This is a genomic window from Microbacterium sp. Yaish 1, assembly GCF_002245215.1.
GTDB lineage: Bacteria > Actinomycetota > Actinomycetes > Actinomycetales > Microbacteriaceae > Microbacterium.
This window is the reverse complement of sequence record NZ_NPMR01000001.1, coordinates 1410234-1426070: the sequence shown is the minus strand read 5'-3', so window position 1 is coordinate 1426070 and position 15837 is coordinate 1410234. Positions and strand designations below refer to the sequence as shown.

At 68.7% G+C, this 15837-nt stretch carries 17 protein-coding genes and 2 tRNA genes; 10 read left to right on the top strand and 9 right to left on the bottom strand.

Annotated elements, in window-relative coordinates; translation table 11 throughout:
* Positions 1–23: 23 nt before the first annotated feature.
* Genes CI089_RS06765 through pknB form a run of 4 tightly spaced genes read left to right on the top strand, consistent with a single transcriptional unit; the run spans position 24 to position 6420 of the window.
* Entirely contained in the window at positions 24–1349 is a 1326-nt protein-coding gene (locus CI089_RS06765; RefSeq protein ID WP_094261279.1) for an FtsW/RodA/SpoVE family cell cycle protein, read from the top strand.
* Positions 1346–2803: a peptidoglycan D,D-transpeptidase FtsI family protein gene (locus CI089_RS06760; protein ID WP_094260786.1), complete on the top strand. Its 1458-nt coding sequence runs from the start codon at positions 1346–1348 to the stop codon at positions 2801–2803. The genes CI089_RS06765 and CI089_RS06760 overlap by 4 nt, the downstream gene beginning before the upstream one ends.
* Positions 2800–4659, top strand: coding sequence for a serine/threonine-protein kinase (locus CI089_RS06755; protein WP_094260785.1), 1860 nt, complete (start codon positions 2800–2802; stop codon positions 4657–4659). Before CI089_RS06760 ends, CI089_RS06755 begins: the two co-directional genes overlap by 4 nt.
* Before the next feature lie 12 nt (positions 4660–4671).
* The gene (pknB, locus tag CI089_RS06750; protein ID WP_179223254.1) at positions 4672–6420 is read left to right on the top strand and encodes a Stk1 family PASTA domain-containing Ser/Thr kinase; all 1749 of its coding nucleotides are present in this window, start codon (positions 4672–4674) and stop codon (positions 6418–6420) included.
* A gap of 16 nt (positions 6421–6436) precedes the next feature.
* On the opposite strand, the gene CI089_RS06745 is transcribed toward pknB, so the two are convergent.
* The 4 genes from CI089_RS06745 to CI089_RS06735 form a co-directional block, all read right to left on the bottom strand.
* Complete coding sequence (locus CI089_RS06745; protein WP_094260783.1) at positions 6437–7078, bottom strand: anthranilate synthase component II; 642 nt, start codon at positions 7076–7078, stop codon at positions 6437–6439.
* A complete protein-coding gene (locus tag CI089_RS16420) occupies positions 7075–7233 on the bottom strand; it encodes a hypothetical protein (protein ID WP_179223253.1) in 159 nt (52 codons plus the stop codon). Before CI089_RS16420 ends, CI089_RS06745 begins: the two co-directional genes overlap by 4 nt.
* Positions 7233–7958 (bottom strand): class E sortase, encoded by a 726-nt coding sequence (locus CI089_RS06740; protein WP_256977586.1) that lies wholly within the window; start codon positions 7956–7958, stop codon positions 7233–7235. The genes CI089_RS16420 and CI089_RS06740 overlap by 1 nt, the downstream gene beginning before the upstream one ends.
* 74 nt (positions 7959–8032) lie before the next feature.
* Positions 8033–8452 (bottom strand): hypothetical protein, encoded by a 420-nt coding sequence (locus tag CI089_RS06735; protein WP_094260782.1) that lies wholly within the window; start codon positions 8450–8452, stop codon positions 8033–8035.
* Between the two features lie 127 nt (positions 8453–8579).
* Here CI089_RS06735 and CI089_RS06730 point away from each other — a divergent pair, with 127 nt between their 5' ends.
* The gene (locus CI089_RS06730; protein WP_023953414.1) at positions 8580–8819 is read left to right on the top strand and encodes a cell division protein CrgA; all 240 of its coding nucleotides are present in this window, start codon (positions 8580–8582) and stop codon (positions 8817–8819) included.
* Between the two features lie 77 nt (positions 8820–8896).
* Here the strand turns inward: CI089_RS06730 and CI089_RS06725 are convergent, their stop codons facing one another.
* Together CI089_RS06725 and CI089_RS06720 are read right to left on the bottom strand one after the other, a co-directional pair.
* Positions 8897–9796, bottom strand: coding sequence for a rhomboid family intramembrane serine protease (locus CI089_RS06725; RefSeq protein WP_094260781.1), 900 nt, complete (start codon positions 9794–9796; stop codon positions 8897–8899).
* Positions 9797–9803: 7 nt separating this feature from the next.
* The gene (locus CI089_RS06720; RefSeq protein WP_179223252.1) at positions 9804–10361 is read right to left on the bottom strand and encodes a peptidylprolyl isomerase; all 558 of its coding nucleotides are present in this window, start codon (positions 10359–10361) and stop codon (positions 9804–9806) included.
* A 92-nt stretch (positions 10362–10453) separates the two neighbouring features.
* Between CI089_RS06720 and CI089_RS06715 the strand changes: the two genes are divergently transcribed.
* The 3 genes from CI089_RS06715 (at position 10454) to CI089_RS06705 (ending at position 12189) form a co-directional block, all read left to right on the top strand.
* Positions 10454–11032 (top strand): DNA helicase, encoded by a 579-nt coding sequence (locus tag CI089_RS06715; RefSeq protein WP_094260779.1) that lies wholly within the window; start codon positions 10454–10456, stop codon positions 11030–11032.
* Positions 11033–11037: 5 nt separating this feature from the next.
* Positions 11038–11523: an aminoacyl-tRNA deacylase gene (locus CI089_RS06710; protein ID WP_094260778.1), complete on the top strand. Its 486-nt coding sequence runs from the start codon at positions 11038–11040 to the stop codon at positions 11521–11523.
* Positions 11524–11616: 93 nt separating this feature from the next.
* On the top strand, positions 11617–12189 hold the full coding sequence (locus CI089_RS06705) for a hypothetical protein (RefSeq protein WP_094260777.1): 573 nt from the start codon (positions 11617–11619) through the stop codon (positions 12187–12189).
* Positions 12190–12207: 18 nt separating this feature from the next.
* Here the strand turns inward: CI089_RS06705 and CI089_RS06700 are convergent, their stop codons facing one another.
* Complete coding sequence (locus CI089_RS06700) at positions 12208–13635, bottom strand: MFS transporter (RefSeq protein ID WP_094260776.1); 1428 nt, start codon at positions 13633–13635, stop codon at positions 12208–12210.
* Positions 13636–13700: 65 nt separating this feature from the next.
* Here CI089_RS06700 and CI089_RS06695 point away from each other — a divergent pair, with 65 nt between their 5' ends.
* A complete protein-coding gene (locus CI089_RS06695) occupies positions 13701–14348 on the top strand; it encodes a TetR/AcrR family transcriptional regulator (protein WP_218823021.1) in 648 nt (215 codons plus the stop codon).
* A 131-nt stretch (positions 14349–14479) separates the two neighbouring features.
* Positions 14480–15592, top strand: coding sequence for a S1 family peptidase (locus tag CI089_RS06690; RefSeq protein WP_256977583.1), 1113 nt, complete (start codon positions 14480–14482; stop codon positions 15590–15592).
* Positions 15593–15656: 64 nt separating this feature from the next.
* Here CI089_RS06690 and CI089_RS06685 read toward each other — a convergent pair.
* Both CI089_RS06685 and CI089_RS06680 read right to left on the bottom strand, forming a co-directional pair.
* A tRNA-Ala gene (locus CI089_RS06685) sits at positions 15657–15729 on the bottom strand.
* Between the two features lie 14 nt (positions 15730–15743).
* Positions 15744–15817 (bottom strand) — tRNA-Ile (locus tag CI089_RS06680).
* Positions 15818–15837 lie beyond the last annotated feature (20 nt).

Genomic DNA, 15837 nt, shown 5'->3' with positions numbered 1-15837 from the left:
TCAAGGCTCTGCGCAAACTGCGGATGCCGCAGACGCAGCGCAACCGCGAGCTGGGTCTGCTCCTGTTCGCCTTCGTCATCAACGCCGCCGCGCTCGCCCTCGTGCAGCTCGGGAAGAACGACGCGATCGACTCCTCGTTCCTGGTCTACTGCGCCGTGCTCGACGCGCTCGCGCTGGCGATCCACGTGGTGCTGCGCCTGCGCGCGCGCGACGCTGATCCCTTCGTCGTTCCGATCGCGACACTCCTGTCGGGCATCGGCATCGCCATGATCTACCGGATCGATCTCGAAGGCACGTCCGAGGGCTGGGACATGCTGGCCGTGCGACAGATCGTCTGGTGCGCCATCGCCCTCGCCGCCGCGCTGGCCGTGGTCATCGCCCTGCGGAACTACCGGGTGCTGTTCCGGTACACCTACGTGTTCGGCTTCGCGGGCATCGCGCTGCTGCTGCTGCCCTTCGTCCCGGGTCTGGGCGTCGAAGCCGGTGCCGACGTCTGGGTGTCGATCGGCGGAATCGTCTCGTTCCAGCCGGGCGAGCTCGCGAAGATCGCCCTCGCGATCTTCTTCGCGGGCTACCTGGTGCGCACGCGCGAATCGCTCACATCGGTGGGCACCCGTTTTCTCGGCATCACGTGGCCGCGCGCCCGCGAGCTCGGCCCGGTGCTGGTCATCTGGGCGATCTCGCTGGCCATCATCGTGCTCCAGCGCGACCTCGGCACCGGGACCCTCATCTTCGGGATGTTCGTCGCGATGCTCTACGTCGCCACCGGCAAGACGAGCTGGGTGATGATCGGTCTGACCCTCGTGGTCGCGGGCGGAGCGATCGCCTCGCAGGTGCTCCCCTACGTCAAGGGGCGGTTCCAGAACTGGCTGAACCCGTTCGACCCGGCGAACATCGACGCGGCCGGCGGAAGCTTCCAGCTCGTGAACGGACTGTACGGGCTCGCGAAGGGCGGCTTCATCGGCACGGGGCTCGGCCAGGGCCGCCCGTGGATGACGCCGCTCTCGCAGAGCGACTACATCTTCCCGAGCCTCGGTGAGGAGCTGGGCCTCATCGGCCTCTTCGCCCTGCTGTGCCTGTACATGGTCTTCACGAGCCGCGGCGTCCGCATCGGCCTGGCCGGTCAGGACGACTTCGGCAAGCTCCTCGCGACCGGCCTGTCGTTCACGATCGCGCTGCAGGTGTTCATCATGGTCGGCGGCGTCACCCGCGTGATCCCGCTCACGGGGCTGACGACACCGTTCCTGGCTGCCGGCGGGTCGTCGCTCGTGGCGAACTGGATCATCGTGGCCCTCCTCCTCCGCATCTCGGATGCGGTTCGCTCTCGACCCCGGGTGGTGATCGGATGACCAAGGAACTGCGACGCCTCAGCTTCGTGATGCTGGCGATGTTCCTCGCCCTGTTCATCTCGACCAGCTGGATCCAGGTGATCCAGGCCCAGGCGCTGAACGAGAACCCCGGCAACCGGCGGACGCTGTACGACTCGTTCGAGGTTCAGCGCGGGTCGATCATCGCGGGCGGCTCGGTCGTGGCGGCATCCGTGCCGAGCGGCGACCTCTACACGTGGCAGCGGCAGTACACGGATGCCGCCATGTGGGCGCCCATCACGGGATGGATCAACCCGGTGCTCGGATCTTCGTCCGGCATCGAGCAGATCATGAACCAGTCGCTCTCGGGCACCGACGACACGCAGTTCCTCGCTCGCCTCGAGCAGATCATCTCGGGTGCGCCCGCACGCGGCTCGAACGTGCTGCTGACGATCGACCCGAAGATCCAGCAGGCGGCCTTCGATGCCCTGCAGGGCTACGAGGGCGCCGTGGTGGCGAGCGATCCCGCGACGGGCCGCATCCTCGCGATGGTCACGAGCCCGAGCTTCGACACCAACCTGCTCGCATCGCACGACTCGGCCGGCGTCAACGCCGCGTACGACGAGCTCGCGGCGGACCCGCTGAAGCCGCTGTTCAACCGCGCGATCGGCGGCGACCTCAACCCGCCGGGATCGACCTTCAAGCTCGTGGTGACCTCGGCGGCGCTGTCGTCGGGCAAGTACACGCCCGAGTCGACGTTCCCCAATCCCGCGACCTGGACGATCCCGGGCACGAGCAACACGCTCCACAACTTCGACCTGGGCACCTGCGGCCCGGGCGAGACGGTGACGCTCGCGACCGCGCTGCGGCTCAGCTGCAACATCCCGATGGCCGAGCTCGCGGTCGAACTGGGCGACGACGCCATCCGCGAAGAGGCCGAGAAGTTCGGTTTCAACAGCGAGATGGAGATCCCGCTTCTCGCCACCGCGTCGCAGTACCCTCGCGGACTGAACGACGCCCGCACGGCGCTGTCCGGCTTCGGTCAGGGCGACGTCACCGCCACGCCCCTGCAGATCAACCAGGTCTCGGCGGGCATCGCGAACGGCGGGATGGTGATGAAGCCTCAGCTGCTCGACTCCGTCGTCGCACCCGATCTGACGGTGCAGGAGAAGTTCGAGCCGAGCGAGTTCCAACGCGCTCTCAGCACGGATGTCGCTGAGCAGATGCGCACGCTCATGGTCGCCAATGTCCGTGACGGTGCGGCGAGCGGTGCAAGAATAGACGGCGTCGATGTCGCCGGAAAAACGGGCACTGCGGAGCACGGTCCAGGCGATCCGTACACGTTGTGGTTCACCGGCTTCGCGCCGGCGGACAACCCCCAGGTGGCCGTCACAGTGATGGTCGAGAACGGGGGCGGCCAGGGGCAGGCCGGGACGAGCAGCGGGATCGCAGCCCCCATTGCGAAGAAGGTTATCGAGGCGGTGCTGAACAGATGAGACCCATGCAAGGCGTGAGCTTCGGCGGGCGTTACGAACTGGATTCGCGGATCGCGATCGGCGGTATGGGCGAGGTGTGGGAAGCCACCGACCACGTCATCGGCCGCACCGTCGCGATCAAGATCCTCAAAGACGAGTACATGGGCGATCCCGGGTTCCTCGAGCGCTTCCGCGCCGAGGCCCGCCACGCCGCGCTCGTGAACCACGAGGGCATCGCGAGCGTCTTCGACTACGGCGAGGAGAACGGCAGCGCTTTTCTCGTAATGGAGCTCGTTCCCGGTGAGGCGCTCTCGACGATCCTCGAGCGCGAGGGCTCGCTGTCGTCCGACAAGACGCTCGACATCGTCGCCCAGACCGCGTCGGCACTGCAGGCCGCTCACGCGGCGGGCCTCGTGCACCGCGACATCAAGCCGGGCAACCTCCTCATCACGCCCGACGGCCGCGTGAAGATCACCGACTTCGGCATCGCGCGCATCGCCGACCAGGTGCCGCTGACCGCGACCGGTCAGGTCATGGGCACGGTGCAGTACCTCTCCCCCGAGCAGGCCTCGGGGCACCCGGCATCCCCGGCGACCGACATCTACTCGCTCGGCATCGTCGCGTACGAGTCCGTCGCGGGCAAGCGCCCGTTCACGGGTGAGTCGCAGGTCGCGATCGCCATGGCGCAGATCAACGAGCAGCCCCCGCCGCTTCCCGCGACCGTCTCCGACCCGGTGCAGAGGCTCATCCTCGCGATGATCGCCAAGAAGCCCGACGACCGTCCGGCCTCCGCGTCGGCGGTCGCGCGCGCAGCATCCGCTCTCCGCCGCGGTGATCTGGCCGCAGCCCACGCCGCCGTTCCGGCGATCGTGGCCGGTGCCGGCACGAGCGACGTCACGCAGCTGCTTCCCGCCGAGGGAGGCGACACCGCGACGCTGCTGCTCCCGGCCGGGGCCGCCGCGGCCGGTGCCGGACTCGCGGCCGCGGGTGCGGCGGGCGCCGCGTCCGAAGCGGCCGCCGCGGACGACAACCTGGCCGAGACCCCCAAGCGCAAGCGCAGCCGGTGGACCTGGCCCCTCGTCGCTCTCATCGCCCTGCTCGTCATCGTGCTCGGCGGCACCCTGTTCGCCCTGCTCTCCGGCAACGGCGACCCCGAGCCCGCTCCCACGACGCCGACCGAGTCGGCGCCCTCGACCCCGGCCAACACGCCGTCGACCCCGGCGAGTCCGAGCGCGTCCACGACGATCAACGTCGACGGGCTGGGGCTGACGGGGCGTTCGTGCGAGGACGCCCTCGCGGTCGCCGCCCGCGCGGGCCTCGAGAACGTCACCTGTGCACCCGGCAACCCCGCTCCGAGCGAGGACCAGGTCGGCCAGGTCTACGACGTGGTTCCGCTCGGCAACGTCAAGCCCACCGATTCGGTGACCCTGACGTCGTACGCGGAGCAGAGCCCGCTCGGCGCACCCGCCGCTCCGACGATCCAGTCCAACGGTCAGACCGTCACCAGCGTCACCGCGGGCTCCACCGTGCAGGTGATGTGGTCGAGCTACTCCTGCCCGGCGGGTCTCACGCCCTCGGAGTACCGCTTCACGGTCTCCGGCGGAACGTTCGGCAACGGCCAGACCACGTCGAGCTTCAGCCTGAACCAGCGCCCCGCACCGGTCACCGTCGGCGACTCCGGGGCCCTCTCGGTGACCTACACCGTGACGTGCGCCGGCGAGAGCGGCGACCGCACCTCGCCCGTCTCCCCCGAGGCGGCCGCGACCATCCAGACGGCACAGTCGCCGCAGCCGAGCCAGCCCGCCAACGGCGGCGGCAACGGCGGCGGGAACGGGAGTGGCAGCGGCAACGGGAACGGCGGCGGAAGCAACGGCTGACCCGGTTCGACCATGAGTCCAACATCCGAGTACGAGTCGAACGCAGGGAGTGACGTGTCGGCAGAGCAACGTGTGCTGTCAGGGCGCTACCGCATCGACGAGCCCATCGGGCGCGGCGGCATGGCGAGCGTGTATCGCGGGTACGACGTGACCCTCGGGCGCGACGTGGCCATCAAGGTGCTCAAGCGCGAGCTGGCGGACGACCCCGGTTTCCGCATGCGGTTCCGTCTGGAGGCCCAGGCGGCGTCGCGGATGGCCCACCCGTCGATCGTGCGCGTGTTCGACGCCGGTGAGGACACCGAGACCGACCCCGACGGCAGCGAGCACTCCGTCCCGTACATCGTCATGGAGCTCGTGACGGGTCGCCTGCTGAAGGACATGGTCGAGGCCGGGCCGCTCCCCGAGGCGGATGCCGTGCGCTACGTCGACGGCATCCTCGAGGCGCTCGAGTACTCCCACCGCGCCGGGGTCGTGCACCGCGACATCAAGCCCGGGAACGTCATGATCACCGACGCCGGGAACGTCAAGGTGATGGACTTCGGCATCGCCCGTGCCGTGTCGGACTCGTCGTCCACGGTCGCCGAGACCACCGCGATCATCGGCACGGCCGCCTACTTCTCCCCCGAGCAGGCCAAGGGCGAGCCCGTCGACGCGCGCGCCGACCTCTACTCGACGGGTGTCGTGCTCTACGAGCTGCTCACCGGCCGCGCGCCCTTCCGCGGCGAGACGCCGGTGGCGGTCGCCTACCAGCACGTCAGCGAGGCGCCGCTGCCGCCGTCGGAGGTCGTCGACGAGGTACCGCGGGCGCTCGATGCGGTCGTGCTGCGTGCGCTTGCGAAGAGTCCGTTCCAGCGATTCCAGGACGCCACGGAGTTCCGGGCCGCGCTCGACCAGGCGGTCGGTGGCAAGCAGCCGACGAAGCGTCAGATGGGCGCACTCGCGAGCGAGCTGTACGGACCGGATCCGCGCCATGCGGCCGAGACGGCACGGTCGCTGCGTCAGCTCAGCACCGACAACACCATGCGCCGCACGCAGTCCGGGCCGCCTGTGAGCTGGATCTGGGCCGGCGTCGCGGTGCTGGCAGCGCTGCTGATCGCGGTGCTCATCTGGGTGCTCGCCTTCCGCGACACCGGGACGACCGTTCCCAGCACCTCGCGCACCGTCCCCGAGGTCTCCGGCAAGTCCTGGGACCTCGCGGAGAACCTGATCGAAGAGGCCGAGCTCAATCCCGTCCGCTCCGACCGCAGCGACGACGCGGTGCCGGCAGGCGACGTCATCGGAACCGAACCGGCCGCGGGTATCACCCTGTCCCCCGGACAGCGCGTCACCGTCTACGTCTCGACCGGCCAGGAGATGGCCACCGTCCCGACGCTGCAGAACCTCTCGCGCACCGAAGCGACCGAGGCGCTGCAGCGCGCCGGACTGCAACTGGGAACGGTGCGATCGCGCAACGATCCGACCCTGCCCGCCGGCACGGTCATCGAGGCCTCCGCTCCCGAGGGCTCGGCGCTCGCGATGGGATCGTCCGTCAACCTCGTGGTCGCGAGCGGCACCGTGACCCTGGTCGACCTCACCGGGTACACCGTCGAGGCCGCCGAGCGCGAGCTGCAGCAGGAATCGCGTCAGCTGATCCCCGAGGTGGTCGAGGATCCGGGCTGCGCCGCGGGAACCGGCGGACGCACGGTCTCGTCGCAGTCGCTCGCACCGGGTGAGGTCCCGATCGGATCGACCGTCACGCTGCGGGTCTGCACCGGAAGCTGAGCTCCGTCTCGCCGGATCAGGTCGCGCCCGTGTCCCGTCGATGCGGATGCAACCGTGCGCCACGCTCCCGCGCGGTGGTCAGCCCGAGCGAGCCCAGCCAGTTGCCCAGCATCCGGTAGCCGCCCTGGGTCAGCACGGACTCGGGGTGGAACTGCACGCCGACGATGGGCGCGTCGCGATGGCTGACTGCCATGACGGTGCCGCCCCGGGCCCGGGCGGTCACCTGCAGCTCGGCCGGAAGCGTCGCGGGGTCCACGGCGAGAGAGTGGTACCGGCCAGCCGTGAAGGTGTCGGGCAGTCCGTCGAAGAGGAACGACCCGTCATGCCGCACGTCCGACGTCATCCCGTGCATGAGCTCGGGCGCCTCGCCCACGGTGGCGCCGAAGGCGACGGCGATCGCCTGATGACCGAGACACACCCCGATCAGGGGAACCGCGGATGCCGCCGCCGCGCGTACGACGGCGATCGATGCACCCGCGTCCTCGGGAGCCCCCGGCCCGGGCGACACGAGGACGCCGTCGTAGCCTGCCAGGAGGCGGGAGGGGTCGAGCACGGCATCCGACTCCACCATCTCCGTCTCGGCGCCGAGCTCGTGGAGATACCCGACCAGGGTGTGGATGAAGCTGTCGTGATTGTCGATCACGAGGACGGTGGTCACCCGACCGTCGACTCCTCGCCCGGGGCGAAGAACGGCGCGATGGCCGGGAAGACCCAGAAGAACAGGGCGTACACGACCGCGGCCGCGAGGATCAGCAGGAAGACCACCCGAAGCCACCACGGCCCGGGGAGAACTCGCCACAGTGCTCCGTACATCAGGCGGAGACTCCCTCTGTCAGAGACGCCGGCGGACCGGCCGACGTCGGGGTGAACTCGTCGAAGACCGCGTACGAGATGATGCGCTCGAGCATGTTGAGCTTCGGCGCGCAGCTCGTGAGGGTGAGGTACTTGCCGTTGGCGCTGACGTCCACCTGCTGCGGAACCGGGTTGAGCACCTCGATGGCGGTGTCCTGCACGTACTCGACATTGCGGAAGCGGTAGGTGTACCAGCCGTCCTGGGTCTGGATGACGATCGCGTCGCCGACGACGAGCCGGTCGACCGGGTCGAAGGGTGCGCCCGAGGTCCAGCGGTGGGCGGCCACAGCCATGTTGCCGTCGGCGCCCGGCATCGCCGATCCCTCGTAGTGCCCGATGCGCCCCTGGTCGAGGATCGCCTTCTTGCCGGTGCCGTTGGCGATCGTGAACTGCCAGTCGGAACCGAAGCGCGGCACGTACATGATGCCGAACTCCGCGCCGGGGTCGGGCTCCGCCAGCACCGGGATGGCTGCCGGCTCGGGGGTCTCGGGATCGCCCGTCGGAGTCTCGGAGGGGGTCGGCGTCTCCTGAGCCTGCGCCTGCCACTGCTGCGCGAGCGCGGCGGCCTCCGCCTGCTTCTGCGAACCGATGATCATGTCGCCGAACCACATCTGCCAGCTCACGAAGAGCATCATCACGACGCCGGCGGTCAGGAGGAGCTCGCCGAACACGCTGATCACACTCACGCGTCGCCGCGGACGCGCCTGCGACCGACGTGAGCGTCGGGTCGGCGTACGGGTGCTCTCCACAGTCGCAGAGTTTATCCCCCGGCTCTGGAAGATCTCACTGCGGCGACGAGGCCGCGGACCGAACCAGTCGTCGGGACATCGATCCAGAGGCGGATGCTGCCGGTTCTGGCACCTGCGCCGTTCACGACGGCGGCACCTCCGAGATCATCGAGCAGCGGGTGCATTTCGGCCGCGACCGACTGCGGCAGATACCCCACGCCACGACCGTTCGAGAAAGCGGCGACGCTGCCGCTCCCCCGAGATGCGTCCACTTCGGTACGCAGGACGTAGGCGCGGGGATGACGGCTCTGTCGCTCGCGATCATTGACCAGATAGTGAGTGCGTTCCAGTCTCACCGCCCGGGACGGCAGTTGCCGGAGATCGGGCAGGTCATCGTGCCGGCTGACGCGGCCGGTTACTGCGTGCACGATCTGTTCCCACCATGCGGGCATGTCGGCCCCTCTCGATTCGGTATGCCATCACCGAGGCGGAGCACTCTCCTACTGTCTCACGGCGGGCCTGTGGGAGTCCTGACGGGTGAGCCCGGGCGACTCGAGGTCCGACGGCTAGGATTCTCCCATGGCATCTTCGAGCGACCACGACGACCCGACCGTGGAGCGACGCCCCGCAGATGACGCACCTAACCCGGTCTGGTTCAAGCCGATCATGCTGGGACTGATGCTCATCGGACTCGTGTGGGTGCTCGTCTTCTACCTGAGCAACTCCACCCTTCCCGTGCCCGGCATCGGCGGCTGGAACCTGGTGATCGGTTTCGGGATCGCGTTCGTGGGCTTCCTCATGACCACTCGGTGGCGCTGAGCAGTTCTCCACATGGGATGGAATCACACCGGTGTGATTCCATCCCCACCTGGGGATAGACCTGTGGATAACTTCCGTCAGTACAGGGCGAGCGGCACGGCGAGCAGGGCGATCAGGGCCGCGGCGGTAGCGCCGAGCAACCAGATCTGAAGCTTCCGACGTCGGATCGTCCGGGTGCGCGCGTAGATCAGTCCGACCAGCGCTCCCACGGCCAGTCCGCCGACATGCGCCTGCCATGAGATCTGGACGCCGCCACCGCCACCGAGCCCGCTCGTGAGCAGGGGCAGGAACGTGATGACGAGGTTGATCCCGAGGACGACGGCGATGCCCGTGATGTTGGCGCCGATGTGGCGGCCGATCACGAGCAGGGCGCCGAAGAGTCCGAAGATCGCACCCGATGCTCCGACGACCGCCGACGTGAAGCCGAACAGGACGACCGCGACGGATCCCCCGAGGCCGCTGAGCAGGTAGAGCCACAGGAAACGACCTCGTCCGAGCATCGGTTCGAGGCTGCGTCCCAGCATCCACAGTGCGAGCATGTTGAGCCCGACGTGCCAAAAGCCGCTGTGCACGAACAGCACCGTGAACAGACGCCAGGGCTGGAAGGTGCCGCTGAACTGCGGGTAGAGCAGCGGCGGGTACAGCGCCAGCAGCGACTGCACCACGGCGCCCGCGCCGGGAATGAGTCCGACGACGAAGGCGAAGAACGTTACGCCGATGATCCCGTAGGTGACCAGCGGGCGGGAATCGTCGGACCGCACCGCACGCAGGATGCGCGGTGCGCGGCGGGGACGCGGCGCGCCCGAGCTCTTCTGCTGATCACGCAGACATTCGGGGCAGATCACACCGACGGGCATCTGCGTCTGGCATTCCGCGCAGATGGTGCGCAGGCACCGCTGGCAGAGCACGAAGCTCTGCCGGTCGGGATGCCGGTAACAGAAATTGTCGGGGTTGCTCCGCAGCTCGGACGCGCTCACGTACCGCTCAGACCGTGACGACGTCGATCGACGAGATGACCACCGGGTCGACCGGGCGGTCCTGCGCGCCGGTCTTCACCGAGGCGATCGTGTCGACGACCTGACGCGACGCGTCATCCGCGACCTCGCCGAAGATGGTGTGCTTGCCCTGCAGCCAGGGGGTCGGGTCGGTGGTGATGAAGAACTGCGAGCCGTTCGTGCCCTCGGCCTTGCCGGTGATCGCGTTGCGGCGGAGTCCGGCGTTGGCCATGGCGAGGATGTAGGGCTTCTGGAAGTCCAGCTCGGGGCTGATCTCATCGTCGAAGTTGTAGCCGGGGCCGCCGATGCCCTGGCCGAGCGGGTCGCCGCCCTGGATCATGAAGTTCGGGATGATGCGGTGGAAGATGACGTCGGTGTAGAGGGGGCCCTCGCCAGGCTTGCCCGTGGCGGGGTCGGTCCACTCCTGCGAACCGTCGGCGAGGCCGATGAAGTTCTTCACCGTGCGGGGGGCCTGGTCGCCGAAAAGGTTGACGACGATGTCGCCGTGGTTGGTGTGGATCGTCGCTACTGCGGTGTGCTGAGGCATGTGTGCCATTCTCGCACCTGTCAATGCCCTGCTGGCTGGGGCGCTCTCTGGCAAGATGAGGGAAAACGTCCCACGATGCAGGGAGGGCCCACGTGAGCCTCAGCCGCAAGCGCAAGAAGCAACTCCGCAAGCTCCAGAAGCAGGCGAACACCCTGTGGGAGTCGCAGCAGGTCCTGATGGGAGAGGCCGCCAAAGTCGCACGCGACGCCGGCCACCAGCTGGGCAACTACAACCGCGAGCACGTCAAGCCCGCCGTTCAGAACACCTACGAGCAGTACGCGGCGCCGTACGTCGACAAGAGCGTCCGCGCCACCCGCAAGGTCTACAACGGCGCCCTCATCCCCGCCGCTGGTGCCGTCGTGGGCGGCGCCCTCTCGGTGTGGGATGCCGCGAACGACACGCGTGAGCGCCTCGCCCACGGCCGCGGCGTCGACCTCGACCTGACCTCGGTCAAGAAGAAGGCCGCCAAGTACGGCAAGAAGGCGACGAAGAAGTTCCAGTCGCGTGCCGCACTGCCCGAGCCGAAGAAGAAGCGTGGCGCCGGCGGCGTCATCGCCCTGATCCTCGGTGTCGCTGCCGCCGCCGGCGTGCTCTACGCCGCCTGGCAGACGCTTCGCGCCGACGACGAGCTGTGGGTTGCCGACGACCCGCTGCGCGCTCCCGACGCCTGAATCGGATGACCGAAGATCTCGAGCCCACGTCTCGGGTCCGCCTCGCCGCGGCCGAGCGTGGGCTCGATGTCGTCGTGCGACCGCGTCCGGACGCTTCCAGCCTCGATGAGGCCGCGGCGCTCCTCGGACTCGAGCCCGACGACATCGTGAAGACCCTCGTGATCAAACGCAGCGACGACACCTACCTATTCGCGCTCGTCCCGGGTGACCGGGTGATCTCCTGGCCGAAGCTCCGGGCGCTCGTGGGAGTCAACAAACTGCGCCTGCCGGAGCCCGAGCTCGCCCTGGCGGCCACCGGGTACGAACGCGGCACGATCGTGCCGATCGGCAGCACTCATGACTGGCCGGTCTTCGCCGATTCATCCATCGTGGGGCGGCGCATCGCGATGGGTGCCGGCGCGCACGGCTACAGCCTCTTCGTCGACGCCGATGCTCTCATCGCCGCGCACGGCGCGACTGTCGCCGACATCACGGAGCAGCGTTCGCGCTGATCGAGCTGACCGGTCGCGCCAGCCTCGGGAAGACGCCGATCGCCGCGCTTTCGTTGTCGCGGGACCGGCGACCCGCCCTCATACGATGGTCGGATGGAGCAGGCATTCGACGTCGCGATCGCCGACGCCGTGAGCGGGTCACGCCTGGGCGGGAAGCCCCCGAGCGTGCTCGTGAACGACCCGCTCCTGAATACGCACGACTACCTGCTCACCCTGGCCGCGGGAACGGCGCCGTGGCTCGATGATCGCGAGCTCTCGGTGTTCGTTCGCCGCGGATTCGAGATCGGCGACCCGGACGACCATTACCCCGACATCGCCGTCGCCGTGCTCCTCCACGCCCCCTCGACGCGCGCCGAGGAAGAGGTGGCGGTGCATCCGTTCCTCGTCGGTCGCGCGCTGGAGCCGGCAATCGCAGACGGGGACGCCCCGTCCCTGATCCGCATCGCGGATGAGCCACGACGAATCCAGCACGAAGAGTCCCGCCTGGCTGCGGTGCGAGAGGCGGGATACCGGTTCCTGTTCTCCTTCGACGAAGACGGGTATCCCGTCGATGACGAGGTCGTCAGCGAATACCAGTTCGGTTACGGGGCCGTGCACTTCTTCGGACTCATCGACGCATCCGGTACCGCAACCGAGATCGTCGCCGGGCTCATCGAGAACTCCTGACCGGCTTCTCGACCTCATTCATCCCGCCGCAGGTCGCAGTCTTCCCGACAGTGCGAGCGCGAGCGCCGCGAGCGCGGCGGTCACCGCGAAGACGGTCGCGATCGCTGCGGGAAGGCTCTCGGCTGCGCCGGTCGCCGACGCGACGATCGCTCCGCCCACGCCCGCGATGACGGCGGTGGCGAGAGTCTGAGCCAATTGCAGCGCACTGCTGACCTGGCCCTGCTGTCCGTCAGGGGCCTGTTCCATCGTGTCCGTGGTCGACGCATTGAAGGCGATGCCCATGCCCAGTCCCCCGATGGCCCAGCCACCGATCGCGCACCACGCGGGAACCACGTCGACGAGAGCGGTGACGGCGATGGCGACTGTGCCGAGCAGGAGAACAGCCGCTCCCCCGGCGACCGCGCGCGAACGGCGACCGTGATGGCGGCGGTCCCACCGGGCCTGGAGCAGCGAACCGGCCACCCAGGTCAGGGCGCCCGCCGAGAGCGCCAGTCCCGCCGCTGCCGGAGTCTGCCCGCGCAGCTCCTGGAACGCAAGCGGGAGGAACGCCTCGCTTCCGAAGTAGGCGCCACTGAGGAGCAGACGCACGATCACGCCGGCCCCGAGACCGGCGCGGGCGGACAGGGTTCCCTCCGGCGTCACCCGGCGGAACGCGACGAGCGCGACGCCGAGCCCGAGGATCGCACCGACCGCCATCAGCGCGAGGTCTCCGAACAGCAGAGCCTGAAGCAGCAGCGCCGTTCCCAGGGTGAGCAGGAGCGAGCTGGCGAGGGGCCCACGCCACCACCGTGCCCCGCCGGCGGTCGGCGTCTGGGTGTGAGCCGGCCCGGCGTCCGCCATCCGCCGCAGCCGCGGGAGCGTGAGCGCCATGGCCGCGATGATCAGCGGCACCATCGCGACGAACACCCAACGCCAACCCACGAGGTCGGCGGCGATCCCCGCCAGGAGCGGTCCGACGAGCGAGGGAATCGTCCACGCCGATGACAGCAATGCGAACATCTGCGCTCGGAGCGACTCCGGATACGCACGTCCGATCGCGGTGTAGCTCGCAGCCATCACCGCTCCGACACCGATTCCCTGGACCACCCGCCCCACCAGGAACAGCGACCAGGAGCCTGCGGCGCCGGCGATCGCGCAGCCCGCGAGGAAGACCAGCATGCCGAGCGCCAGCGGACGCGCCACTCCCCGCCGGTCGGCCATGTGGCCCGCGGTGACGGTTCCCACGATGTTCGCGAGCATCAGCGCCGAAAGCCCCCAACCGTAGGCGCCGAGCCCATCGAGGTCGCGTGCGATCACGGGCAGGACGGTCGCGACACCGAGCGACTCGAACGCGACCATTCCCACGGAGAGCAGGATGCCCGCGGTGAGCCCCCGGTGGCGGGCATCGAAGACCCGGCTCCGTGCCGTGGACGATGGCGACGACGTACTCTCCCGATGTTCCGGCATCTCGATCCTCTCGCTGTCATTTTCATTCGATGCTAGAACACAATATAAACGGCTATCGTGTGAGCGTGGCATCATCCGCTTCTGACGCTCACGACGCACGCCCCAGTCGCGGGCGACCTCGCGATCCGCGCATCGACGAGGCGATCCGGCGTGCGACGCTCGAGGTTCTCGCCGAGCGCGGTTACAGCGGCCTGACCCTCGAAGACGTCGCCTCCCGGGCGGGAACGAACACCCCGGCGCTCCGACGCCGGTGGCGATCGCGACAGCACCTCATCGTCAGCGCGCTCTTGGATCAGCTCGGCGCGCAGCCCACACCCGATACCGGATGCACCCGGTGCGATCTCATCGAGGGAATCGGCTCCCTCAGCCCGTCCTTCGGCGAAAAGATGGGTCGTTCGGTCCTTCCGGCGCTCGTGGCGGACCTCGCACACGACCCGGAGCTCGAGAAGGAGTTCTTCGACCGACTGTTCCATCCCCGCCGTACCTCCAGCGAAGCGGCGCTGCGGCGAGGCATCGAGCGCGGCGACATCCGCCCCGATGTCGACATCCCCCTGATCCTCGACATGCTCGCCGCACCCGTCTACTACCGGATGCTGTTCGGGCATCTGCCGGTGACGCCGACGCTGGCCGCGGAGGTCGTTGCCGTCGTCATGGACGGGATCGCCATCAGCACGGAGGCTGGTGCAGAGCGGGCGGACCACGCCCACTCCTGATTTTCGCCGATTGTTGCGCGGGTTGTTACATTCCGTCCAAGTTTCCTGGCAGCCCCTTCGCAAAACGCCCTGAGGATGCTTTGATGCCAGTGGGTACCCACCATTCATTCCCCCCGATGGAAGGACATCCCGTGAGATCAACGACCCGTTCGGCTCTGGGCATCGCCGCCCTGAGCCTGGCATTCACGAGCATCATGACCGCCCCGGCGTCGGCACAGACGCCCGGCCCCGACGACGGTTCCGCCGGCGTCGATCCTGGCTTGCTCTCGGCGATGGCCGAAGAGCTCGGCACCGACACCGCCGGCGCCCTCGACGTCCTCGCATTCCAGGACACCGCGAACACCACGACCGCCACACTCGCCGACGAGACCGGTGCAGCCTATGCCGGCTCCTGGCTCGACGAGTCGACGCGGACGATCTACACGGCCGTGACCTCAGCGGACGCGCGGCAGGCAGCCGAGAACGCGGGCGCCGTCCCCGTCGAGGTCGCCTATTCGATCGACGATCTCGAGTCGATCTCCGCCCGTCTGTCCGAAGCCGGCCCTGTCGGCGACGTCACATCATGGTGGATCGACGTGACCACCAATCAGGTGGTCGTCGAGACCCTCGGCGATGCCGCGGCATCCGAGGTCGCCGCGCAGATCGGAGCCCCCGCGGACGCGGTGCGCGTGGAGATCACTGCCGAGGCACCCGAGACGTTCGCGACCATCCAGGGCGGGATCGCGTACACGATCAACGGCACCTCGCGCTGCTCGGTCGGCTTCGCCGTCGAGGGCGGGTTCGTGACCGCCGGCCACTGCGGCCGAGCAGGGGCATCGACGAACTACGGGACGTTCCGCGGCTCGAGCTTCCCGGGTGATGACTACGCCTGGGTCGCGACGCCGTCGCACACCCCCGTCGGGACTGTCTCCGACTACGCAGGCGGCGCTGTCGCCGTCGCCGGATCGACGCCCGCAGCCGTCGGCGCAACCGTGTGCCGCTCCGGTTCCACGACGGGCTGGCACTGCGGTCAGGTGCAGGCCTACAACAGCAGCGTCCGTTACGCGGAGGGCACCGTCTCGGGCCTCATCCGCACGTCGGTCTGCGCCGAGCGCGGTGATTCCGGCGGCTCGCTGCTCGCCGGAAACCAGGCGCAGGGCGTCACGTCCGGTGGATCGGGCAACTGCAGCACCGGCGGCACGACGTACTTCCAGCCGGTCAACGAGATCCTGCAGGCATACGGTCTGAGGCTGCTCACCCGCTGACGTACGCGCCGGCGAAACAGTGACGCCGGGTATCCGTGGGAACGGATACCCGGCGTCTTGCCTGTGGAGCCTAGGAGATTCGAACTCCTGACATCCTGCTTGCAAAGCAGGCGCTCTACCAGCTGAGCTAAGGCCCCGAGGGGGTTCGGGGTGGGGCTACCAGGACTTGAACCTGGGACCTCTTCATTATCAGTGAAGCGCTCTAACCGCCTGAGCTATAGCCCCGTACCGACGCGCTTCACGCG